24 protein-coding genes are annotated in these 22,294 nt (G+C 44.2%); 5 read left to right on the top strand and 19 right to left on the bottom strand.

What is annotated here, in order from left to right; genetic code table 11:
- Positions 1 to 314: 314 nt before the first annotated feature.
- Complete coding sequence (gene hemJ, locus ACO05P_RS10990) at positions 315 to 860, bottom strand: protoporphyrinogen oxidase HemJ (protein WP_421750829.1); 546 nt, start codon at positions 858 to 860, stop codon at positions 315 to 317.
- Positions 861 to 944: 84 nt separating this feature from the next.
- Between hemJ and hemN the strand changes: the two genes are divergently transcribed.
- Entirely contained in the window at positions 945 to 2,294 is a 1,350-nt protein-coding gene (hemN, locus tag ACO05P_RS10985) for an oxygen-independent coproporphyrinogen III oxidase (protein ID WP_421750827.1), read from the top strand.
- Positions 2,295 to 2,375: 81 nt separating this feature from the next.
- On the opposite strand, the gene ACO05P_RS10980 is transcribed toward hemN, so the two are convergent.
- The 8 genes from ACO05P_RS10980 to ACO05P_RS10945 form a co-directional block, all read right to left on the bottom strand.
- Positions 2,376 to 3,062, bottom strand: coding sequence for a sulfite exporter TauE/SafE family protein (locus ACO05P_RS10980; RefSeq protein WP_421750826.1), 687 nt, complete (start codon positions 3,060 to 3,062; stop codon positions 2,376 to 2,378).
- Entirely contained in the window at positions 3,062 to 3,502 is a 441-nt protein-coding gene (locus ACO05P_RS10975) for a FixH family protein (protein WP_421750824.1), read from the bottom strand. Before ACO05P_RS10975 ends, ACO05P_RS10980 begins: the two co-directional genes overlap by 1 nt.
- Positions 3,503 to 3,508: 6 nt before the next feature.
- Positions 3,509 to 4,966 carry a cytochrome c oxidase accessory protein CcoG gene (gene ccoG, locus ACO05P_RS10970; RefSeq protein ID WP_421750822.1) on the bottom strand — a complete coding sequence of 486 codons (1,458 nt, stop codon included), beginning with the start codon at positions 4,964 to 4,966 and terminating at the stop codon, positions 3,509 to 3,511.
- Between the two features lie 49 nt (positions 4,967 to 5,015).
- The gene (locus ACO05P_RS10965) at positions 5,016 to 5,957 is read right to left on the bottom strand and encodes a cbb3-type cytochrome c oxidase N-terminal domain-containing protein (RefSeq protein ID WP_421750820.1); all 942 of its coding nucleotides are present in this window, start codon (positions 5,955 to 5,957) and stop codon (positions 5,016 to 5,018) included.
- Complete coding sequence (locus ACO05P_RS10960; RefSeq protein ID WP_210760082.1) at positions 5,941 to 6,135, bottom strand: CcoQ/FixQ family Cbb3-type cytochrome c oxidase assembly chaperone; 195 nt, start codon at positions 6,133 to 6,135, stop codon at positions 5,941 to 5,943. The genes ACO05P_RS10965 and ACO05P_RS10960 overlap by 17 nt, the downstream gene beginning before the upstream one ends.
- A 4-nt stretch (positions 6,136 to 6,139) precedes the next feature.
- On the bottom strand, positions 6,140 to 8,305 hold the full coding sequence (gene ccoN, locus ACO05P_RS10955; protein WP_421750818.1) for a cytochrome-c oxidase, cbb3-type subunit I: 2,166 nt from the start codon (positions 8,303 to 8,305) through the stop codon (positions 6,140 to 6,142).
- Between the two features lie 3 nt (positions 8,306 to 8,308).
- A complete protein-coding gene (ccoS, locus tag ACO05P_RS10950; protein WP_210760080.1) occupies positions 8,309 to 8,473 on the bottom strand; it encodes a cbb3-type cytochrome oxidase assembly protein CcoS in 165 nt (54 codons plus the stop codon).
- A 104-nt stretch (positions 8,474 to 8,577) separates the two neighbouring features.
- Complete coding sequence (locus ACO05P_RS10945) at positions 8,578 to 9,501, bottom strand: CPBP family intramembrane glutamic endopeptidase (protein WP_421750815.1); 924 nt, start codon at positions 9,499 to 9,501, stop codon at positions 8,578 to 8,580.
- Between the two features lie 47 nt (positions 9,502 to 9,548).
- Between ACO05P_RS10945 and dusB the strand changes: the two genes are divergently transcribed.
- Complete coding sequence (dusB, locus tag ACO05P_RS10940) at positions 9,549 to 10,550, top strand: tRNA dihydrouridine synthase DusB (RefSeq protein ID WP_421750813.1); 1,002 nt, start codon at positions 9,549 to 9,551, stop codon at positions 10,548 to 10,550.
- Here dusB and ACO05P_RS10935 read toward each other — a convergent pair.
- Genes ACO05P_RS10935 through ACO05P_RS10925 form a run of 3 tightly spaced genes read right to left on the bottom strand, consistent with a single transcriptional unit; the run spans position 10,547 to position 12,407 of the window.
- A complete protein-coding gene (locus tag ACO05P_RS10935) occupies positions 10,547 to 11,752 on the bottom strand; it encodes an ABC transporter permease (RefSeq protein WP_421750811.1) in 1,206 nt (401 codons plus the stop codon). The two genes, dusB and ACO05P_RS10935, sit on opposite strands and share 4 nt — an antisense overlap.
- Positions 11,753 to 11,754: 2 nt before the next feature.
- A complete protein-coding gene (locus ACO05P_RS10930; protein WP_421750809.1) occupies positions 11,755 to 12,114 on the bottom strand; it encodes a ribosome-binding factor A in 360 nt (119 codons plus the stop codon).
- A 17-nt stretch (positions 12,115 to 12,131) separates the two neighbouring features.
- Complete coding sequence (locus ACO05P_RS10925) at positions 12,132 to 12,407, bottom strand: acylphosphatase (RefSeq protein ID WP_421750807.1); 276 nt, start codon at positions 12,405 to 12,407, stop codon at positions 12,132 to 12,134.
- 114 nt (positions 12,408 to 12,521) lie between these two features.
- Between ACO05P_RS10925 and ACO05P_RS10920 the strand changes: the two genes are divergently transcribed.
- Both ACO05P_RS10920 and ACO05P_RS10915 read left to right on the top strand, forming a co-directional pair.
- The gene (locus tag ACO05P_RS10920) at positions 12,522 to 13,034 is read left to right on the top strand and encodes a Dps family protein (protein WP_421750805.1); all 513 of its coding nucleotides are present in this window, start codon (positions 12,522 to 12,524) and stop codon (positions 13,032 to 13,034) included.
- Positions 13,035 to 13,043: 9 nt separating this feature from the next.
- On the top strand, positions 13,044 to 13,409 hold the full coding sequence (locus ACO05P_RS10915; protein ID WP_421750803.1) for a hypothetical protein: 366 nt from the start codon (positions 13,044 to 13,046) through the stop codon (positions 13,407 to 13,409).
- Positions 13,410 to 13,451: 42 nt separating this feature from the next.
- Here ACO05P_RS10915 and ACO05P_RS10910 read toward each other — a convergent pair whose 3' ends face one another.
- The 6 genes from ACO05P_RS10910 to ACO05P_RS10885 form a co-directional block, all read right to left on the bottom strand.
- Positions 13,452 to 14,864 carry an aldehyde dehydrogenase family protein gene (locus tag ACO05P_RS10910; protein ID WP_421750801.1) on the bottom strand — a complete coding sequence of 471 codons (1,413 nt, stop codon included), beginning with the start codon at positions 14,862 to 14,864 and terminating at the stop codon, positions 13,452 to 13,454.
- Positions 14,865 to 14,920: 56 nt separating this feature from the next.
- On the bottom strand, positions 14,921 to 15,580 hold the full coding sequence (locus ACO05P_RS10905; RefSeq protein WP_421750799.1) for a hypothetical protein: 660 nt from the start codon (positions 15,578 to 15,580) through the stop codon (positions 14,921 to 14,923).
- 57 nt (positions 15,581 to 15,637) lie between these two features.
- Positions 15,638 to 16,861, bottom strand: a complete 1,224-nt coding sequence (locus tag ACO05P_RS10900) for an alpha/beta fold hydrolase (RefSeq protein WP_421750797.1) — start codon at positions 16,859 to 16,861, stop codon at positions 15,638 to 15,640.
- A gap of 46 nt (positions 16,862 to 16,907) precedes the next feature.
- Positions 16,908 to 18,092, bottom strand: coding sequence for an NAD(P)/FAD-dependent oxidoreductase (locus tag ACO05P_RS10895; RefSeq protein ID WP_421750795.1), 1,185 nt, complete (start codon positions 18,090 to 18,092; stop codon positions 16,908 to 16,910).
- A gap of 30 nt (positions 18,093 to 18,122) precedes the next feature.
- Positions 18,123 to 18,563 (bottom strand): cyclic nucleotide-binding domain-containing protein, encoded by a 441-nt coding sequence (locus ACO05P_RS10890; protein ID WP_421750793.1) that lies wholly within the window; start codon positions 18,561 to 18,563, stop codon positions 18,123 to 18,125.
- Positions 18,564 to 18,625: 62 nt separating this feature from the next.
- A complete protein-coding gene (locus tag ACO05P_RS10885; RefSeq protein WP_421750791.1) occupies positions 18,626 to 19,324 on the bottom strand; it encodes a Crp/Fnr family transcriptional regulator in 699 nt (232 codons plus the stop codon).
- An 83-nt stretch (positions 19,325 to 19,407) separates the two neighbouring features.
- Here ACO05P_RS10885 and ACO05P_RS10880 point away from each other — a divergent pair, with 83 nt between their 5' ends.
- On the top strand, positions 19,408 to 21,774 hold the full coding sequence (locus ACO05P_RS10880) for a heavy metal translocating P-type ATPase (RefSeq protein ID WP_421750789.1): 2,367 nt from the start codon (positions 19,408 to 19,410) through the stop codon (positions 21,772 to 21,774).
- On the opposite strand, the gene ACO05P_RS10875 is transcribed toward ACO05P_RS10880, so the two are convergent.
- Positions 21,766 to 22,281, bottom strand: coding sequence for a hypothetical protein (locus ACO05P_RS10875; protein ID WP_421750787.1), 516 nt, complete (start codon positions 22,279 to 22,281; stop codon positions 21,766 to 21,768). The genes ACO05P_RS10880 and ACO05P_RS10875 overlap by 9 nt on opposite strands.
- Between the last annotated feature and the right edge of the window lie 13 nt (positions 22,282 to 22,294).

The raw sequence follows: 22,294 nt of genomic DNA, 5'->3' as shown, positions 1-22,294 counted from the left end.
TATACATTTTATTATTTCCCTGCAAGAAGGTCATGCGGTTAATATTCTTATTTGGACTGCTTAAAGCTTTAAAGTGCTGAAAATTAAGAGAAAAAATTTCGTGCAGAGCTAATAATTTATTCTGGCCACGATAGCTAAAAAAGAAAAACCCCGACATCCTGTGAGGATATCGGGGTAAAACCTTAACCTGATTAATCTGCTTCGCTGGGACAAATATAAAGCAGGGGAATTAAATATTGCAAATCATAATTGCAAAAATCCACACTCGACTGCTTAACATTCAGTTAACATGCTGAGTCTCAATCGGAAAATTTTCAGTTTTTTTCGCGCTTCCTTTTGTACAGCCTTGCGGCAATAAAAAATAGAATTCCTAATAGTAATAAAGTAGCTAATCCGATCCATAGCCCGGAGAGGTTTTTCCATACGGCTAACATCACTACTGCGATCAAAATCAGGGTCGGAACTTCATTGTACAGACGATAGCCAAAGCTGCTCAAGCCCCTAGCATTTTCTTTTAAACTTTTAATGTGACGGGCACAGGAGAAATGGTAAATGATCAGCATGAAAACCAGACTTAATTTCAGATGCATCCAGGGCATTTTAAGCCAGGCAGGATTGATGCTGAGCATTCCTATCCCTCCAATTAGGGTTAAGATCAAAGCCGGACTTTGAATAATGCGATAAAGCCGACTTTCCATAACATGATACTGTTTGCGGAGAATCGGGCCATCGGCCAAATCGGGATCCATTTCCCAGGCTTCGCGGTGGTATACAAAGAGGCGCACCAGGTAGAACAGTCCGGCAAACCAACTCACGAAGCCTATAATATGGAGGGCTTTAAATAAGAAGTACCAATTCATTCGACAAAAATAGCGGCTCCGTGCTGATAATTGTCATTTCAGAGCTCTGATCACCCTTCTAGTTTTGTTTTACAATTTGAAGTTATGGATTACCGATTGGTGGAGAAATACAATGTGGCCGTTCCGAGATATACTTCTTATCCCGCTGTTCCCTTATGGGACAGTGCGGATTTGAATCCGGAGCGATGGATGAATCAGGTAGTGGAGGCCTTTGAAAAGGATCGGGAGATTAGCCTCTATATCCATTTACCCTATTGCGAAAGTTTGTGCACCTATTGTGGTTGCAATAAGCATATTACTAAAAATCATTTGGTAGAGCTACCTTATGTAAAGGCAGTATTAAAGGAGTGGCGCATGTATACCAGCCGTTTTCCTGATAAGGCCATATTACGAGAAATTCACCTTGGTGGTGGAACCCCAACTTTCTTCAGTCCGGAAAATCTGAAGCTGTTGATTGAAGGGATTTTAGCGGAAGCGGAGGTGGCCGATTTTCACTCATTTAGCTTCGAAGCCCATCCATTTAGTACTAGCGATGAACATTTGGAAACCTTATTCAATTTAGGCTTCAATCGCCTCAGCTTGGGCATTCAGGATTTTGATCCCAAGATTCTCAGTTTGATAAATCGTTTTCAAACCGCTGAACAAGTGGAGCATATTGTAAACAAGGCTCGGGAAATTGGCTATGAGTCCATCAACTTCGATTTGATTTATGGCTTACCTCAACAAACAGAAGGCAATATCCGCAGTAATCTCAAATGGGTCGAAGCTTTGAAACCCGATCGCATTGCCTTTTACAGTTATGCACATGTTCCGGGAGTAGCGCCTAGTCAAAGGGCTTATGATGAAAGTGACTTGCCTTTAGGAGAGGAAAAATGGAATCTCTATCGCTTAGGAGCAGATGGCTTCTTGAAAATGGGATATCAGGAAATAGGTATGGACCATTTTGCCCTACCCCAAGATGATTTAGCCAAATCGGCTCGAGCGCATAAACTACATCGCAATTTTATGGGTTATACCCCGCATCATACCCATTTGGCTTTAGCCTTAGGTGCCAGTTCCATTAGCGATGTGTGGTCGGCTTTTGCCCAGAATGAAAAGAAACTGAAGGAATACCTTCATCGGGTAAATACTGAAGATTACCCTCCCCTGATAAAGACTCACTACCATAGTGATGAAGATTTGAAAACGCGTGCTAAGCTTCTCAATTTGATTTGCCATTTCGAAGGTGAATGGCTGGATGAACGCGATTATTTTGATGATTTCCTTAAGTCGCGATTTAGATTATTGGAAGAGGATGGCTTGCTTAAAGTTTTCCCTTATCAAGTGAAAGTAACCCGTAAGGGTCGGGCCTTTATACGCAATGTTTGTTCGGTACTCGACCGAAAACTCAGTGCCGGTGAATTGCAAAAACCCACCTTTAGTAAAGCGGTTTAAAAGACTTATAAATAGTGTCTGGTTTGAAAGGCTAAGCTTGTTATTCGAGTTTAGCCTTTTTCAATTCTGGTAAATTGAGAATCAGCCGCAGTTTTCGGTGGAGGCGCCTGGAGCGGGCATCTCAGGAGATAAATAAGGGATGTCCAATTCCATGCCTCTTAGAATAAGCAGGGCAGAAATAAGCACAATGCTCAGAGGGATTAAGCGATTGAGATAGGGACCAAAGCGAAGTAAAAGTGCGTTGGAAAAGAGGTTAAAGCTTAAGAGTAGTGGCAAGGTGCCCAGGCCAAAAGCACCCATATAAAGAATGGCTTCTGTCCATGAGCTTAGGCCCAAGGCGGGAACCAGTGCTGCGTATACCATGCCGCAAGGTAAAAGTCCGTTCAAGCTTCCGCTGATGAGATACCATAAGGGATGCTTCTTGCCCCGCACTTTACTTTGTAATTTAGAAAGAAGGGGGCCAATAATCTGTAGGGTCTTACGATCCCATTTCAAAGCTTTAAAGCCGAAATAACCGAGTAAAAGAATGAGACCCGCAATAATGGTAAAACTACCTTGCATATCCGGTATGCCTAAAGCAGAACCGAACAAGGAGGCAATAATCGCCAAAAGCATATAAGTTCCCAATCGTCCGGCATGGTAGCTAATCCAATTAGCTTGATGTTTACTCTGTAGCCATTGACCCATAACTACTGCCTGCAAAGGGCCACACATGGCCAGACAATGCAGTGAAGAAAGCAGCCCGAATGTAAAGGCTACCCCGTACATTAGAGAACAATTTCGGGCTCGAAGTAGTACATTTTATCTCCGCTTTCTAAGCGGATTTTGGCGATCCACTTTCCGGCCCCAATTTTTGAACCTGGAATTTCATAGTTTCCAACTTTCCAGTTTTCCTCCTTGAGTTCAAAGTCATTTTTAGCGTCGGTAGGGAAGTACATTAATACTTCCAGATTTGCAGTTTGGTCATTAAGATCTTCCGGGAAGTGCAGCATCAATTTTTGATCTTCCACTTTAAGTTGACATTGACCTTTCAGCTCTCGAGCATTACGCTTGCCATCAATGGTGCCTTGGTAGGCTAACTCTTCCTGGTAGTAATCTGAAGTTACTAAATCATGACGGGCCTGAGTTGCTTTGTAAACGGCGGTTCCCATACCCAGAATAAAGATGGCCAGGACTATTACGAGTCCTGTTCCCCAATTAAATTTCATGACAAGCTATTTTTTGGGTTTAATGAAAGGCCCGGTAAAGGAGGTTTTTAAGGTTTCAACCAATTCATCTCCTTCATATACACCGATTTTAATATCGGTAGTCATACCGGTCATTTGCTCTGTGTTAAGGTACAAAATCACGGCACCTTGGGTAAGTTCAGAGGCCTTTACTTCAATAAGTTCGGATTCACCGGCTCTTTTTAGCTTAATGCCCTCGGTAGGTTCAATTACTTTAAACTGATACACTTTGTCTTCAGCGGTTTTGTTAAGCAGCTTAAAGTTATAGGCATTGCTATACGTGTTTTCATCAACCTTGCTTAAAGGCTGACCAGGTACCCGCAGGAAGATGGACTCAACATCAGCACGGCTTAATAGTAAGTACGTGAAGATGGATAAGAGGACAAAGAGAATACCGATGTAGGCTTTAACACGACCGGTAAAAATCTTGCCGGTGCCGGAGGCAATGTTGTTTTCGGAATCGTAACGGATCAGACCACGAGGTTTATTGGTCTTGTCCATAATATTGTCACAGGCGTCAATACAGGCCGTGCAATTGATGCACTCTAGCTGTGTTCCATTACGGATATCTATTCCGGTTGGACAAACATCCACACATTGGTTACAGTCGATACAATCCCCTTTGCCTAAGGCTTCACGATCTTCGCTTTTACGGAATTTACCTCGTTTTTCGCCTCGTAAATAATCATAAGCAATTACCACAGAATTGCGATCCAGCATGGCCCCTTGCAAACGACCATAAGGGCAAACGATAATACATGCTTGCTCTCTGAACCAGGCAAATACAAAGAAGAATACACCAGAGAATATGAGCATACCACTCAAACCTCCCAGATGTTCAGTAGGCGAGTCGCTCACTATTTCGAACCAGGCATCCTTTCCAATAATATACATTAGAAAGAAATTGGCGATGGTAAAGGATATGGCGTAGAATATCCCGTTCTTAATAACCCGTTTGCGAATTTTTTCACCGTTCCAGGGCATGCGAGCTAGGCGTAATTGCTGGTTGCGGTCGCCATCTATCCAGTATTCAATTCTACGGAAAACGTGTTCCATAAAAATGGTTTGTGGACAAATCCAACCGCAGAAAAGACGGCCAAATGCTACGGTGAATACTGCAACGAACAGAACACTAATGATCATGGCGATCACAAAAATGAAAAAATCTTCGGGCCAGAAGATCTGCCCGAAGATTACAAATTTGCGCTCCAATACATTGAGCATAAGGAAAGGTTGGCCTCCTATCTTGATGAAGGGAAGACTAAAGAATATCGCCAGGAGCACATAGCTCATTATTTGGCGACGATTGGTGTAACGACCTTTCGGTTTTTTAGGGAACAAGAAATTTCTCGATCCCTTTTCATTAATGGTCGCTACTGAGTCACGGAAGGATTGATCCATCTCCAGGGTCTCCTTCAGTACTTCTTCCGTGTCTTTGGGTTTCATGTCAGAAACGTATCTGTGTTTTTAAAAAGGCAGTAAAATATACTGCTATTTATTCTCCTTCAGAAACTTCCACTTCGGCCTTAGTACTGTCGCTTGCGGCACTTTCCGTAGTTTCAGAGGCTGCAGGAGTTTCTTGCCCCATAAGGTCACCTTGAGGTTCCTTTGGATTGGCAGGAGTAGTTCCTTGTAAGGTCAAAATATAAGAAGATACATCTTGAATATCTGAAGCACCTAATTGATCCTTCCAGGCAATCATACCCTTGGCTGGTACCCCATATTTAACGGTTTTGAAAACATCTTTAATGTCGTTTCCATGGATCCAGTAAGCATCAGTTAAGTTAGGGCCTACACCACCGCCACCATCGGCCGCATGGCAAACCGCACAGTTTTTAGCAAAGATGTCCGCTCCAGCGGCAATCCGATTTTCATCGGTTAGGGCTTCCACATTACTTTCATCCACCAAATTGGCGGCAGTTTTCAAGTATTCTTCTTTGGCTGCTTCAGCTTCAGCTAATTCAATTTTCAACTCACCTTCACTTAAGGGGGCGCTTTGGAATACATGATAGCGCAGAATGTATACTACAGCAAATACAATCGAAATGTAGAAACCAATCAACCACCATGGGGGTAGGTTATTGTCCAATTCGCGAATACCGTCGTACTCATGGTCAGTAGCTACTTCTTCTTCACGATCTAAAGGAGCGGCATCGGTTAACTTATGTAAGATGTCGTCTACCCAACTCTCTTCCTCTTCGATCATTTCTTCAGCTACTTCGCTGTTTTGGCCTTTGATCATTTTCTTCATCGCTTCCAAAGCCTCGTAAGTAGCCATAAAGGCTATTACCAGGAAGAAGGCGGCAACGATTACCAGCCAATATAGGGGGTTGGCTAAAATTTCGGATGAACTGCTGGGGTCCAGAGTGGTTACTGCAGCTGCTCCAGCCATCAGTAAGACCACAAAAATGATGATGGTTCTATTTAGTCTTTTCATGAGGATTGGCATTATCGTTAAGTGGTAAGAGGCTGATTTCTTCAATGCTTTTCCGGTCTTTACGAATCACGTAAATAATAGCCAGAATAAAGATGCTAAAGAAGATAAGAAAGGAGAGGATGGGGTAAATCGATACCCCATCAATAGTCTCCATATTGTGTTTAATGAATTTTAGCATGACCTTAGTTTTCAGCGGTTAAGGTTCCTGCAGTAGTAGCTTCAACATGCTTGCTGTGCTCGCCTTTGATATCAATTCCCAGGCGTTGTAAGTAGGCAATTAAAGCTACCATTTCTTCCTTAGGACTGATTTCTTGTCCCAGATCGTTACTTAATTCGGCTGCAATTTCTTCGGCTTGAGCCATCAAGTGCGCATCGGCATTAGCAATGTATTCGTCGCTATAAGGAACCCCTAAGGTTTGCATGGTTTCCAATTTCTTGCTGGTAAGCTCTGTGTCCAATTCGTTACTAGACAGCCATTCATAGGTTGGCATAATAGAGCCGGCGCTCATACTGCGAGGGTCAACCATATGCTTGTAGTGCCAGCTGTGTGGATATTTACCACCAACCCGGTGTAAGTCGGGGCCAGTTCGTTTAGATCCCCACAGGAAGGGGTGGTCGTATACAAATTCCCCGGCCTTGGAATAGTCACCGTAGCGAGCAATCTCAGAGCGGAAGGGGCGAATCATTTGGGAGTGGCAGGCATTACAGCCTTCGCGGATATAGAGGTCTCGACCTTCCAGTTCAAGAGCAGTATAAGGTTTTACATCCTCTATGGTTGGCACATTGCTTTTCACCATAATGGTTGGTACGATTTCGATAATACCACCAATCAGGATTACAATGGTAGCGCCAACCATTAATTGAACGGGTTTGCGCTCAATCCAACGGTGCCAGTAATCGCCTTTAGGAGCAGTATAGTCCTCAGCAAGGGCAGGAGCACTGGCTTCTTCCTGAGCCAGGAAGGATCCGCTTTTTACGGTTTTGATTACGTTGTAAACCATAATCAACATACCAGTAACATACAGAGTACCCCCGATAGCACGAGTGGCGTATAATGGGATTAACTGAGTTACAGTTTCCAAGAAGTTACCATATACCAAAGTTCCATCTGGGTTAAACTCTTTCCACATTAAACTTTGGGTAAAGCCGGATACGTACATGGGTAGTGCCCAGAATAAAATACCGGTGGTACCAATCCAGAAGTGAGCATTCGCTAATTTTTCAGAGAAGAGGCTGGTGCGATACATCTTAGGCATTAACCAGTAGATCATACCAAAGATTAAGAATCCGTTCCATCCTAAGGTACCAATGTGTACGTGAGCAGGAATCCAGTCAGTATAGTGAGCAATCGCGTTTAAGCTTTTTAAACTTAAAAGAGGACCTTCCAGGGTACTCATACCATAAGCGGTAATCGCCACCACGAAGAATTTCAATACGGCAGAATCCCGCACTTTATCCCAGGCGCCTCTCAGCGTAAGCAAACCGTTAATCATACCACCCCAAGAAGGGAAAATTAGCATGATGGAGAAAACAGTACCTAAACTTTGAGCCCATTCGGGTAAGGCGGTATATAGTAAGTGGTGAGGTCCGGCCCAGATATAAATAAAGATCAGAGCCCAGAAGTGTACAATCGAAAGTCGGTAGGAATATACCGGACGGTTAGCGGCCTTGGGTACAAAGTAGTACATCAATCCCAGTACCGGAGTGGTTAGGAAGAAGGCTACCGCATTATGTCCGTACCACCATTGCACCAGGGCATCTTGCACACCGGCGAAAATGGAATAAGACTTGGTGAAAGAAACAGGGATTTCAAGGTTGTTTACTATATGCAGAACCGCAACCGTAACAAAGGTGGCAATGTAGAACCAGATCGCTACATATAAGTGACGCTCTCTCCTTTTAAGGATGGTCCAGAACATGTTAACGCCAAAGATTACCCATACCAGGGCAATGCCAATGTCGATCGGCCATTCTAATTCGGCATACTCCTTTGATGAGCTAATCCCTAATGGGATGGTGATTACCGCCGAAACGATGATCAGCTGCCAGCCCCAAAAGTGAATTTTACTCAGGAGATCCGAAGCCATCCGTGCTTTTAAGAGGCGCTGCAGCGAGTAATAAACTCCCGCAAAGATTGCGTTCCCCACAAATGCGAAAATCGCACCGTTGGTGTGCAATGCTCTTAAACGTCCGAATGAAAGCCATGAAGCGGGGTTCAGAGTTTCTGGGAAAACCAGAGAGAACGCCACCCAAATACCTACTAGGAGGCCGATTACGCCCCAAATAATAGTGGCGATGGTGAAGTTTCTTACGATCTTATTGTCGTAAAAAAAGGTTTCTGATTGCATAGTCTACAATTTTGGTCTGTGGTTCGGAGCATGATCGTCTTTCAACATTCGAACACTCGGGGAATAGTCGTCCTCGTACTGGCCGTTTTTAATGCTCCAGATGAAAGCCGCTAAAAAGCCAATAGCTACGAGAAAACTAATAGAGATGAGAATGTAGATTGCCGACATAGGTGTCCCTTCAATTTGTGTTTCAAAAGTATTGGGGCACCTAAGTGGATAAAATGATTTTTGTCAGCTTTGGCCGAAAGCAGACATTTCAGAGTCTGGAATTCTTATTTAGAACCACTCCAACCGCGGGAGCCTCGGCTGAGGCGCTCAAAGAGCAGTACACTAAAGATGAGAACTGCGAGTAGGGTTCCGGTTTCCGCCCAATTAATAACTTGGTTTTCAGATAGAGCTTCTCTGTAATCGAAATCAAAGAAGTAAACCAATACCACTATACTGGCATTATTAAAGAAGTGTAAAATGGTAGAAGGCCAAATACTATTGGTCCATTCCCGCAGATAACCTAATAGCATCCCTAATACAAAAATGGATAAGAAGGCCAGGTATTGCTGATGCAGTGCTGAAAAGGCAAAGCTGGTGATTAGGATCGCGATATGCGGATTTAATTTGCGACGTAGCAAGGGTTGTAAAACCCCGCGGAATAAACTCTCTTCTGCAATGGCTGGCAAAACGGCCATTACCATTAATACGTGAAGGAAATCGCCAAAGCCCTTCATGTTTAAAACATTGGAATAGGTGCCCAGCATCACCTCTTGCATATCTTCCATATTGGCGGTAATAGATTCAGGCCAGGGGAAGGCGCTGCTTATGCGATAGAGTAAGTCGCTTAAGGCGGACATACTATAGGCCATGAGAACCAAACAAGCAACAATGAGCCAGGCTGGCGTGGGGAAGGTTTCGGAACCTATAAAGCGCTTGGGCTGAAGATCGAAAAGGTAGGCAGCCACTAAGGCAGGGATAAAATAGCTGCCAATCGTGTTGATGCTTTGCACCAATTTAAAGACTTCTCTACCGGCTCCTTTATCCAGATTTTGGAAGATGCTCAATACGTCTTCTGGACTGATACCAAAGGTGGCACTGGCAATAAAAACCCCCAGGGTGGTGAAAAATAACATTCCTACAAAGACCAGTCCTACTAAAAGGAGCAGTTGCGAATACAGAGGTTCTTGGGCAAATCGGCCTTTCAGCATTGTGGCAGCATCTTTTGTACTTTTGCAAAGTTCTAAAAATCCCGCTTGTGGTTAAAATTGGAGCGGTTGAAGTAGGAGATTTTCCTCTCTTGCTGGCGCCGATGGAAGATGTGAGTGATCCGCCCTTTAGAGCTTTGTGTAAAAAGCACGGAGCGGATGTGATGTTTACGGAGTTTATTTCCTCCGAAGGACTGATTCGTGATGCCGGAAAAAGCGTTCAAAAACTCGATTTCTTTGAGTATGAGCGCCCCTTGGGAATTCAGATTTTCGGAAATGAGATTAGTTCTATGCGGGAAGCAGCGGCTATTTCAGCAGCGGCAAATCCGGATATTGTAGACATTAATTATGGCTGTCCCGTTAAAAACGTAGCGGGAAAGGGAGCCGGAGCAGGAATTCTGCGCGACATCCCTAAAATGGTGGAAATGACCGCCGAAATTGTAAAGGCCGTAGATAAGCCGGTAACGGTAAAAACCCGTCTGGGTTGGGATGAAGAGTCCAAGTATATTGTGGAAGTGGCGGAACGTTTACAGGATGTTGGAATTCAGGCAATATCCATTCACGGTCGAACGCGAAAGCAGATGTATAAGGGCAGTGCCGATTGGTCACTAATTGCGGATGTGAAAAACAATCCCCGCATGAAGATTCCGGTTTTTGGCAATGGCGATGTGGATAGCCCTCAGAAAGCCCTGGAAATGAAAAACACCTATGGGGTTGACGGCCTAATGATTGGGAGAGCGTCTATTGGTTATCCTTGGATTTTCAGAGAAATTAAACACTATTTAAATACGGGTGAAATGCTGGCCCCTCCAACTTTAGAGGAGAGAGTACAGGCTTGTCGTACGCATTTCGAAATGGCCTTGGATTGGAAAGGCACTCAATTGGGAATTAATGAAACTCGCCGTCATTATACCAATTACTTTAAGGGGATTTCTCACTTTAAAGAATACCGTACCAAATTGGTGACCTCCAATGAACCGGAAGAAATTTTCGATACCCTCGATGAAATTTTGGAGCGCTTCGCAGATATGGAAATGGCCTATCCTTACTAGGAGCGTAAGAGCTTAAGGTTTAAGCGGCGGGCACTGAGCCAGGAGCTTAAAAATCCTAAAATGAATATTGTAAAAGTGGCGAGGAGAACATCCTGAAACTTTAAGGCTACAGGATAGGCATCTACAATATAACCTTCGCCCACCGAAATCCACTGGAAATGCTCCTGTCCAAATACAATTAGGCTACCTAAGAATATTCCGGTAAGGCCACCGCTAAAGGTGATGATCAAACCCAATTGCAGAATCACTTTTCGCAAACTCTTAATAGGGGTACCCATAGACCATAGGGTGAAAAGGTTGGCGCGCTTTTCAAACATGATCATGGTTAAGCTCCCGGCAATAGTAAAAGTGGCGATGGTGAGAATTAGCGCAAAGATCAAAAAGGTGAAGAGTCCTTCTGTACGCATTACTTTTAAGAACCCTGCCTGGAGTTCATCGCGGGTAAGTACTTTAAACTCGGGGCCAAGTTCGGCTTGTAATTTTTCTTGTGCGGCATAGAGATCTGCATCTGGATTCAGCGCAACTTCGACTCCACTTAGCATGCCGGGTCGTTCCAATAGCTTTTGGCAAAACTCGAGGGGACAAATAATAAACTGCTCGTCAAACTCTGGCTGAATGGAATAGATGCCCATGGGGTAAATGCGCTCCGAGCGAAAGCTCTCGGTGCTTACCTGACCTATGTCGCGTGGAATAAAAATGTTAACCGGCTCTTGAAAATCGGATCGGCTAAAGCCTAAATAATAAGCTACGCCCGCACCAATTATGCCAGTAGGAACTGATTCGTCTTGGTTAAGGGGATAGGAGCCAAAGGGAACATAATCTTCAATGGCATTTACCTCAGAATAGTGATGATCTACTCCTTTAAGACTGGCGATATAATCCTTATCCCGAAAATTAAAAAGAGCTTTTTCTTCCATTACTCGCGAATACTGAGCAATGAAGTCTTGGCTGCTTAATACCTTGGTGACATCCGCTTCAGCAAAAAATTTGCCCTCCGCGGGAAGCACTTTTAAATCGGGGTCAAAGTCCTGATAAAAGCCTCTCACCAGATTTTCCAATCCGTTAAAGGCCGATAAAACGATGATTAATGCCGCACTGCCTACTAAAATCCCGCTAAGTGAAATAGCGGTTATAATATTCACGGCATTGCTACTGCTTTTGGCAAAGAAATAGCGCCAGGCTATGTAGCGGCTAAAGTTCAAGATTACTTAATGGGGCTGTCGCCGCCTTGCTTTAAAATGCGGTCAATTTCCGCTTCGGCGTCAACGGATTCGTCAAGGTAAAAATAGAACTCAGGCACTTTTCGTAAGCTGCCTTTCATTTTGCGTACCAAACGATCTTTGATAAGGCTACCATGTTCTTTGATCCAATCTAAAACCAGGGCTTTATCCTTAACTGGAAAGAGGCTGATATTTACTCGGCCAATGGAAAGGTCGGGGCTAATGCGCACCCGGGTTACAGTAAATACGATCCCGCGAAATTGATTCTGTGCGATTTCGCGAAATATTTCAGCCAGGTCCTTTTGAACTTGGCGCTCCAATCTATCCAGTCTGCTTGCATCCATGCCGCAAAATTACGAATCTAGAAGGTATCGATAATGCTAAAGCCTTCAAGTTCCTGAGGATTCGTTTCTTCTACAGCTACACTGCCTACCATGGAACCGGGTGAGCCCGTCCACAGCCACTTTTGGAACTGTAGCATAGTATCGGCCTTACCCATTGCCAGAATATCAACTGAACCATCCACTCGATTAGCGACCCAGCCTTTTAGGCCTAATTCTTCGGCTTTGGCTTGAGTGTATTTGCGAAAATATACGCCTTGAACTGTGCCTCTAACTTTGATTTTTAGGCTTTTCATTTAAATGCTTTGTTTAGTAGGTTAAGGGTAAATAATTTAAAACCTGAAAATTACCTGAACAAATTATGTATTCTACGGTTCTAATATTAGAATCAAAAATGAATAAATAATATTATGAGCTTACAAGAGCTAGATCTTAAAACGGAACATCGAAATGTGAAACTCGAAACCGGACTATCGGAAGATGGGAGAGCGGGAATTGTAGAGCACTTAAACGAGATTCTGGCTGATCATTACCTCCTGATGCTCAAAACCCATAACTACCATTGGAATGTAAAAGGTCCGCTTTTTAAAAGTATGCATGACCTTACCGAAGCCCAATATGAAGATTTGTTTGCCGCAATTGATGAAATCGCCGAACGCATACGGGCTCTGGGTTTTGATGCACCCGGTAGCTTTAAAACCTACAGTCAGATTAGTAAAATTGAAGAAGCAAAAAGCGGAATTTCGGCTTTGGAAATGGCCGCTGATTTATTGCGCTCTCACGAAAATTTAATCCGCAACATGCGCGAAGCCTTGTCAAAGGCCGATCAACACAGTGATGAAGTGACGGTAGACCTCATGACCGAGCGCCTTACTGTACATGAAAAGGCCGCCTGGATGTGGAGAAGTTTTATTGAACAATAAAAAAAAAGCATGGAATTGAAGAGCGCGAATACCGATCCCTATTCTTCCTGGCAACGTTGTAAAAATCAATTAGCCAAGCAGGGTTTTGATGAATCCTTACAAGTCTTAAATCCACAGAGAGCTAAAGGTCCGGATGGTCGCTTGTATGATCCGGCCCATATGAAAATTTGGAAGGTGCATCGATTTCTGGAAAAGGACTCTTACCTCAGTCCTTCCAATGGGAAAATGGTACCTAAATACCTTTTAGCCCTGCAGGGAAGTGATGATCGACGTTATTATCTGGAGTATTACTTTAAAGATCCTTATCAGGATACGGTGCTCGAGTTTTTAGCGAATATCGATAGTGATCATCCCAATTCGCATTTCATGATTTAATATTTCATAGGCGATTCATTTTTTTGGATCGCCTTTTTTAATTTACGACATCAGCCATTTTACCAGCTTAAATGCAAAGCTGCTATAGGGCGGGTACTTTTGTTTGAGATCGAACCAGGTGCCCGATTTCATCAGTGCTTTGTGATGGGAAAAAGTGTCGAAGCCATATTTTCCATGGTAGTGACCATAACCGCTTTGGCCAATTCCGCCGAAAGGCAAACGAGGATTAGCAAGATGCACAATGGTATTGTTTATAGCCCCTCCGCCGAAAGGCAATTGATTCCAATACTTTTGAATTTCACGATCTTGACTAAATAGATAGAAGGCCAATGGGTTGGGGTTTCGCTCGATAATCTCTAAGGCCTCTTCCTTAAAATCGAAGGCCAATATTGGCAAGATAGGGCCGAAAATCTCTTCCTGCATTAAGGGGCTATCCAGCTGGGGCTCGAGAATTAGGCTTGGAGCTATTTTTAAATTTTTAGCATCCTGCTCTCCTCCGAAATACAATTCGCCCTGCTCTAAATAACTTACTTGTTTTTGATAGTGTTGCTCATGGATGAGAGCCGTATAATCCGGGCTATTAAGTGCGCCCTGTGGGTAAAACTCCTTTAAGCAGTTTTTCATTTCCTCAAGGAAATTGTCCCTAACATCACGCTGTACTAATACATAATCAGGGGCTACGCAGGTTTGGCCGGCATTAAGCCATTTGCCAAAGGCAATGCGTCGTGCAGCGACTTTAAGGTTTGCGCTGCGATCAATCACGACCGGGCTTTTGCCTCCCAACTCGAGGGTACAAGGTGTTAATTTTGGGGCCGCTAATTCAGCGATTTTTCGGCCCACAACGGTGCTGCCTGTAAAGAAGATGTGGTCAAAACGATGTTGTTCCAGTAGGGGTGGAATTACTTCATGACCAGGACCTTGTACTACGCTTACCAGTTCTTGGTCAAAATTTTCAGTGAGTAATTGGCAAATAAGGTTAGAGCTGTTTGGACATTGCTCAGGCGGTTTTACAAATACGGTGTTTCCAGCAGCTAAAGCCGCAGCCATGGGGGCTAAGAGAAGCATTATTGGGTAATTCCATGGGCCGATGATCAAACAAATACCCTTTGGTTGTGGGATGCTGTAAGAACGAGAAGGCCAGGTACTGATTGGGCTGGGCATTCGTTTTGGTCGAGCCCAAGATCTTAGGTTCTTAAGAAGGTGATTGATTTCTTCATGCAAGAAGCCAATTTCAGAGGCATAAGCCTCAAAAGCCGGTTTGCCAAAATCAAGGGCCAGGGCTTCCAGGAGGTCTTCTTCGTATTCCTTTAAGAGGGATTTTAATTTCTTGAGCTGAGTTCGACGAAAGTGTAGTTCGTAGGTTTTACCCATACGAAAGAAGTCCTTCTGATCTTGAAAGATTTTCTGCAGATCGTCGGAGCTAAGGTCGGAGCGGTAGAGGGGGACTTGAGACATAGCTTTTAGCATTGCTTAAATGTAGCAAAGACAAATTCAATCTCAAGCGTTTAAGTCTACTTGCTGCGACTCTTCTTATTTTTCTTTTTGAGTTTAAAGAGCTCGTTAAACTTGGGGTAGACGTAGTAATTACTCTCTTTGTCGGATGCCTTGGGGCGGATGACCTTAAACTCCTTACTTAATTCGGGCTTTTCACCATTAAGGCAGACCACAAAAATTTTAAGGCCTTGATCTTTTTTCTGTGCTCTACTGGCCAGAATTTCCATTTGGGCATTGCGATCCGGCGCGGTTTCAGCGCAGATGGTGAGCTTATCTTTGCTAAATACTCCACAGGATTGTAAGAGGAACTGGGTGGCATCTTCCCAAAGGTCACTGGTGATCCCGAATTTCCATTTTTTCTCCTTTTCCATCTGACCAAAGAGACTTTGTACTCCTGGTCTTACTTCGAAGGCATCTTCATCATCCAGATAGTTTTTCTTTACGGCCTTTTTGAAAGCTTTGTGATAGGTATGAAGAAGCTCTTCCCCCAGCTCTTTCTTAATTTCCTTTTGATAGATGTGATTCAGAAGAACCTGAAAATTGCGGATTTCCGGAGCAGGGTCAGTTTCCAAACTGATCTCTTCCCTCTCGCTAATTAATTGAAAGAGAAGCTTTCGCAGATTGGTTTCCGAATATCGGACTACCGTATCCAGGCTAAAGATTGTAAGTCGAGTCATGCTCCATTTTCGCGGAGCACAAAATTAAAAATTTATTAAGCGGATATTAAGCAGAAGTTAAGGCTTGGCCATTTTTTTTGTTTCAATGCTCATTCCGGCCTCCAAATTGCGATGTACGGGACATCGATTGGCAATTTGCAAAAGGCGTTCTTCTTGCTTTTCATCCAGATCACCAATAAACTCAATGTGGCGAATAAATTTCCCCAGTTTGGGTTTTTGATTTTCGCATTCCAGGGCATCTTGTTTATAATCGGCATCAAAGTCGATGTGTACCCGAGCTTCTTCCAGGGGCCAGGCTTTGCGGTCTGCATACATCCGAAGAGTCATTACCGTGCAGGCGGCTAATGCAGAAGCCAGATATTCGTAAGGATTAGGGCCGCGATTTTGTCCGCCTAAAGCTTCTGGTTCATCGGCCAAAAGCAAGAAGTCCCCTGCTTTAATTTGACTGACATAGGGCTCCCGATCGATTTGCGCTAAAACCAGACTGTCGGATTTTAGAGGAGGATTAGATTTTTGACTACTTAAATAGCGCTCGGACCAGGAGGCAATTAGTTCGCCAACATAACGGGAGTCTGCTTCATCGCTTAGCAGATGATCAGCCCCATCTAAAGAAACAAAGCTTTTGGGGTGATGGGCAGCCTCATAAATTTCACGGGCGTTTTCGATTCCTACAATTTGATCTTGGGGTGAATGCAGAACCAAAAGGGCTCGATTCCGCCACTTGCTTAGCTTTTGGCCAATACTGTAAGCCCCTAAATCCTGAATAAATTGTCGTTTTATGGTAAAAGGTCTACCACCAATGGAAACCTTTGCCTCACCGCTACCTTTTATTTCTTCTAATTTTTCTTCAAAGAGATGTTGTACATGATGGGCTTCTGATGGAGCTCCGATGGTAACCACCGCTTTTACGCTGGGGATTCTTTGAGCGGCCATTAAAACAGCGGCGCCGCCCAGGGAATGACCAATGAGAATTTCAGGAGCGCAGTTTCTCGATTCTAAATACTCGGCAGCGGCAATGAGATCCTCTAAATTGGAACTGAAATTAGTATTGCCAAATTCACCTTCTGATTGGCCTAAACCCGTGAAGTCGAAACGCAGGGTATTAATGCCATGCTGTCCTAAAGCGAGGGATAAGTTGCGAATGGCTTTAAGGTCTTTTCCACAAGTAAAGCAATGGGCGAAGAGGGCGGTAGGTCCGTGGATAAGGCCTGGTGCCCGGTCTAGAACTCCAGCAAGTTCATGTCCTTCTGAGCTTTTAAAACGAATTTTTTCGGTATGCATGGCAGGAGAATTGTTCGATTAAAATAACAGTTCTTCTCCTGATTGTTCAGACCCATTTTAAGAAATCGCGAATCATGCGATCTTCAGCATAGCGAGTTAAGGGCGACCAGGAGGCCAGGCTCATCACCGGATTTAAAATCCAGGTGTGTTTTAAGCTTTTTTGCAGGCGGTACGTGTGTTTGATTTCACTGCGATAGTAGCGGTACATATGCTCGTGATAAGCCTGAAAGTTAAAGTCCTTTTCGGCGAAAGCCTTTTCGATATGCTCTGAAGCAATGCGGGCACTCATCATACCAGGGCCAATTCCTTTGCCGGTAAAGGCTTCAATCATTCCACCGGCATCCCCAATAAGGGCATAACCTTCTCCACCAATCTGACGTTTGGGGGTCATAATGGGCAGGCCCCAACCTTTGGTTTTTTCCAGAGCCACTGCACCTTCAAAACGGGGGGCGATATGCGGATTTCTTTGAATGATTTCTTCGAAGCTTTTTTTCAGGTTTATCTTTTTGGCGGCAATGCTGGTGCTTAACATTCCCAGACCCACATTCGCCTCATTATTACTCAGCGGGAAGGCCCAAAAATAGCCTGGTAATAAATGTGGGTCGAAGAAAAACTCGAGGTGATTGCCCGGGTCAAAGCCTTTCAAATCTTTGTAATAGATGCGAATGGCGGCCAAAAGATGATCTTTTTCTCGAAAATGCTCCAGGCCCAAATAGCGGGTAACGACCGGCTTTTCGCCTTCGGCACCAATGATAATCTTACAGCGGATTTTTTCTTCTCTTCCCTGGCGATTTACCAAGGCTTCGAAACCATCTTCAATTCTTTGTAAACCTTTCAATTCGGTTTCGGGCCAAAATTCACCGCTACCCCCTTCTGGTAATTCTCGAATTAAAAAATCGTCGAGATCCATACGGCGCGAAGTGAAAAAGGGGGCTACTGGAAATCCTGCTTCTTTAAAATCGTAGCGCAGTTCTTGTCCCTTAGGGCCATTAAAACAAAAGCCCCAGGAAGGAAGCATTTCTGACTCCTGGCTAAATTTCTCCAGCAGTAGAGGGTCTATGCGTTTAAGAACATTGAGAACATCTACCGTAATGCCATCCCCGCAAATTTTATCACGTGGGAATTGACTTTTATCAATCAGAAGATGATCGATATTTAATTTATGGAGGAAATGGGAAAGTGTGCTTCCTGCAGGACCGGCCCCTACAATGCACACATCAACCTGATGCATAGCCTTGGGAATAGGGGGCTAAAGATACTATTACAAGTAGATTCTTTCGGTAGGAAGAAGCAGATTCCGATAGCTACGTAGGCAATTTAAGACCATGCGGTTCATATAGCGGTTGAATTCATGGTGCTCGCGCATATTATTATAACATCGACGGTCTATGAAAATACAGTCCAGCTTTCGTCCGCGGTTGATAATGTCGAAGGGTAAGCTGTCTTCTTCGATGAAGGAATCTAAACCGGCCATGGCTCCAGGGCTTAGGATAATAGACCTTTTATTAGGGATAATAATTTCGGCTTCTCCATTTAAAATCCAATAAAAACCCAGGGCTGGATCCCCTTTCTTAAACAAGATTTCTCCCGGACCTGAAAAGGGAATGTAACTGCTTTGCATGGCAATTTCTTCCACAATAAAGGGGGAGGCCTCAAAGGGCAAAATCTCGCGTATTTTTTCAGGGATATTTAAAAAGTCCACAGCTAGTATTCTTCTGGACGAAAATACTGCCTGCTAGAAATTGGGTCTATGATTTTTGTCAGTTATTCAAAAACTGATGCCATGGCGCGTAGGGCAGGACGATCTTCTACGGCAATGCGCTTGCCTTTGGAACGGATATACCCTTCTTTACGTAATTCTGAAATTAGTCGAATTACGGATTCGGTAGCGGTGCCCACCATATTGGCAATTTCCTCCCGAGTGAGATTAATGTCGATATAACCTTCCTCATCTTCACCAAAGGTGGTATTTAAAATCAAGAGGATTTCGGCTAAACGTTCCTTCACGTTTTTCTGAGCCAAGCTGGTGATCATTTTTCCGGCCTCTCCCAATTCATGACAAGAAAGCTTAAGGAGGTTTAAAGAAAACTTAGGATTGTCTTCGATCACCTTAAAGAAAGATGATTTTGGAATGTAGCAGGCAAAAGTGTCTTCGAGGGCAGTGGCTGAAGCACTGATGGGCTCATCACTTAAAATGCTGCGGTAACCTATCAAATCCCCTCGGGTTACAAATCGAATGATTTGCTCCTTACCCTCTGTACCCAATGTGTATAATTTAATCTTGCCTTTGTGCACACAATAAACCCCCTGGGGACGCGCGCCTTCGTGCATGATTACCTGTCCTTTACGGAAGCTTACACAAGTCTTCAGTTGACTGATTTCCTCTAGCCCTTCTCGACTCATGCCATGAAAGGCGCTGTCGGGATGTTGAGCGCAGAATTGACAGTGGTTAGGCGTTTCCAAGTGAGGGTGTTTTTGAGATTTGGTCTATCAAAGATATGATAAATGTCATAGTCAAACAAGGTGAAGCAGGGCACCTTTGCCTTATGTCCAAAGAAGCCCAAATCCTTACGGAGTGCAGTCATTGCCATCAGCCGCTCATAGAGCGTATTGAAGGCCGTGACCCTTCTAAAGTTTATTGCTGCTATGGTTGCAAGGTGGTAGATGAACTGATGGATTCCGATGCTTCTCTAATAGATCATAGTGCTATAGATTCCGGTCCTTACCGCTATTTGGATGAGGCCAGTATCCGTGCCAAGCTTTGCAAGTTTGAAGATGAACAACAGGCCCGAATCGCTATTCACTTACCGGCTATTCATTGTTCTTCTTGCATCTATTTATTGGAAAACCTGGCAGCCATCGAAAAGGGAATCCTGTCAGTACAGGTGCACTTTTCGAAGAAGGAGGCTGATATCCGCTTTAGAAAGGACCTGATTCAACTTTCTGAGATTGCCGCGATCTTAGATCACATTGGCTATAAGCCAGACTTTAAGACGCATCTCGGCGAAAGCCGAAAAGGGCGCAATAAACTCTTAATGCAATTAGGTGTTGCCGGTTTCTTTTTTGGCAATACCATGCTTTTGGCTTTGCCGGAATATTTGGATGGTAGTTTGCAGTACGATCCGGAATTGCAAAGCTTTTTCCGCTATTTGATGATGGCATTTAGTCTTCCGGTAGTTTTATTCTCGGCAAAGGATTATTTCAGTACCGCCTGGAAATCTTTGCGTGCCGGAGCTTTGAGTATTGACCTTCCCATTGCTTTAGGAATTGTGGTGCTTTTTAGCCGCAGTGCTTATGAGGTGATAGCCCAAGTGGGCTCCGGTTATTTTGATAGCCTCACTGCTTTGGTTTTTTTCCTATTGATTGGTAAATGGTATCAGGCGAAAACTTATCGCAATTTTAGTTTCGATCGGGATTTGCGTTCATTTCTTCCCTTAGCAGCGAATCGCTTATCGGAAGATGGTACTGAAAAGCCGGTGGGTATTGATGAATTGGAGGAGGGCGATCGAATTCGGATTCGTCAGGGTGAGGTGCTGCCTGCCGATAGCGTGGTTTTGGATCAGGAATCACGTTGGGATTACAGCTATTTAAGTGGTGAAAGTTTACCGGTACAAAAAGAGGCCGGTGCTAAAATATATGCCGGTGCTCGCCTTTTGGGGAAATCCACCGTTCTGGAGGTGCAAAGCAGTGTTGATCACTCTTATCTCAGTTCCCTTTGGTCGCAAGATGCTTTTAAAGAAGAAGCCAGCACCAAAAAGTCGCGCACCTTAAGTGATCGGGTAAGTCAATATTTTACTCCAGCCATTCTTATTATAGCCTTGGTTTCGGGCCTGATCTGGTGGCAGGTCGATTCCGCGAAAGCAGTATTGGTTTTTACTTCGGTATTGATAGTTGCCTGTCCCTGTGCCTTGGCCTTGGCCGAGCCTTTTACCGCTGGCAGCATGATGCGTTGGTTTGGTCGCTTTGGTTTCTTCCTGAAGAATAATACCGTGCTACAAAGGCTGCCCGAATTGAATCAGGTGGTTTTCGATAAAACTGGAACCTTAACCCGTACTGATAGCATAGAGGTGCAGTGGCATGGCGATCAACTTCTGTTCGAAGATCAATGGGCGGTGGCCACTATTGCCCTAAATGCTCAACATCCTTTGGCTAAAGTCCTATTGGGACATTTGCAGATTGAGGAGGCGGATGCCAGTCAGGTTTTGCAATTTGAAGAAGCCAGTGGCGAAGGAGTAGGGGCCCGGGTACGAGCTTCCTATTATCGCTTGGGTAAGGCTTCTTTTTTAGGATTAAGTGATGAGGCGAATACTACAGCTGTGTATCTGGAAAAGGATGCTAAAGTTTTAGGTTATTTCAGCTTCTTTCAGCAAACTCGTGAGGCCCTGGATCAGATTGCTGCCGACCTTAGTGATACCTACAGCCTCAGTCTTTTGAGTGGTGATAATGCGGCTGAAGAAAGGCGCTTCCGCCAAATATTAGGCTCCAAAGTGGATCTGCAGTTTAATTGCAGCCCGCATCAAAAATTAGCCTACTTGCAGGCTTTGCAAAACAGGGGGCAGAAAGTTTTAATGCTGGGTGATGGATTGAACGATGCCGGTGCCTTGCAGCAAAGTGAAGTGGGAATTAGCCTTTGTGAGAAAGATATTAGCTTTTTCCCGGCCAGCGATGCCTTATTAATGGCGGATTCTTTTCCGAAACTACATCGCTTTTTAGCCCTGTCCCGATTGTATAAGCCCATAGTCTACCGTGCTTTTGCCCTTTCTTTACTCTACAATATTGTTGGTGTTTCGGTAGCGGTGGCCGGTTATCTAAGTCCGGTATTTGCGGCGATTTTAATGCCTATTTCTTCGGTAACTGTAGTAGTCTATAGTTCGCTGTACACAGCCTGGAAAGCACGCAAGGCTTTAGCTTAATCCGGCAAATAGCTTTCGAATTTGCCTGGCAATTCCCGGGCTTAATCCCTGAAAATAGTAGTCATCATTATAAGCTTCCAATTCCAGCTTTAATTCGGGGTAGACCTCGGCAATTTTAAATAAGGAACGGATGGCATGAATGCGCGTGGCGGAGGCCATGGCTAAATTCTCCCAAAGTTTAAGTGCCGCTTCGTAGAAGAGTCCTTCTTCATCTTCATTCAGTTCTAATTGGTTGATGATTTTTACAATCTCACGGAGATAGCCGTCTTTTTGAGGAGTGGCCAAAAGCTCAATTAAGATTTGTGCAGATGGAAAAATTTGTTGTAAGTCTTTAGCCGGTAAATCCGCTAAAAGCCAGGCCGCCCGCCAATTGATTTGTTGATCATTACTGAGGCAGACTTCCCGTAAGTATTGATGGTAGTCAGGGTTATTGCTGTATTTCTGCAGCTCTTCCTTTCGCGGGCGGGCTCGAAGGATTTCGAGGAAATGTTCTCTAGTTAAGGGCACCCTCAAAGGTCGT

This window comes from Croceimicrobium sp. (genome assembly GCF_965228705.1).
GTDB lineage: Bacteria > Bacteroidota > Bacteroidia > Flavobacteriales > Schleiferiaceae > Croceimicrobium.
This window is presented reverse-complemented; position numbering and strand designations above follow the sequence as displayed.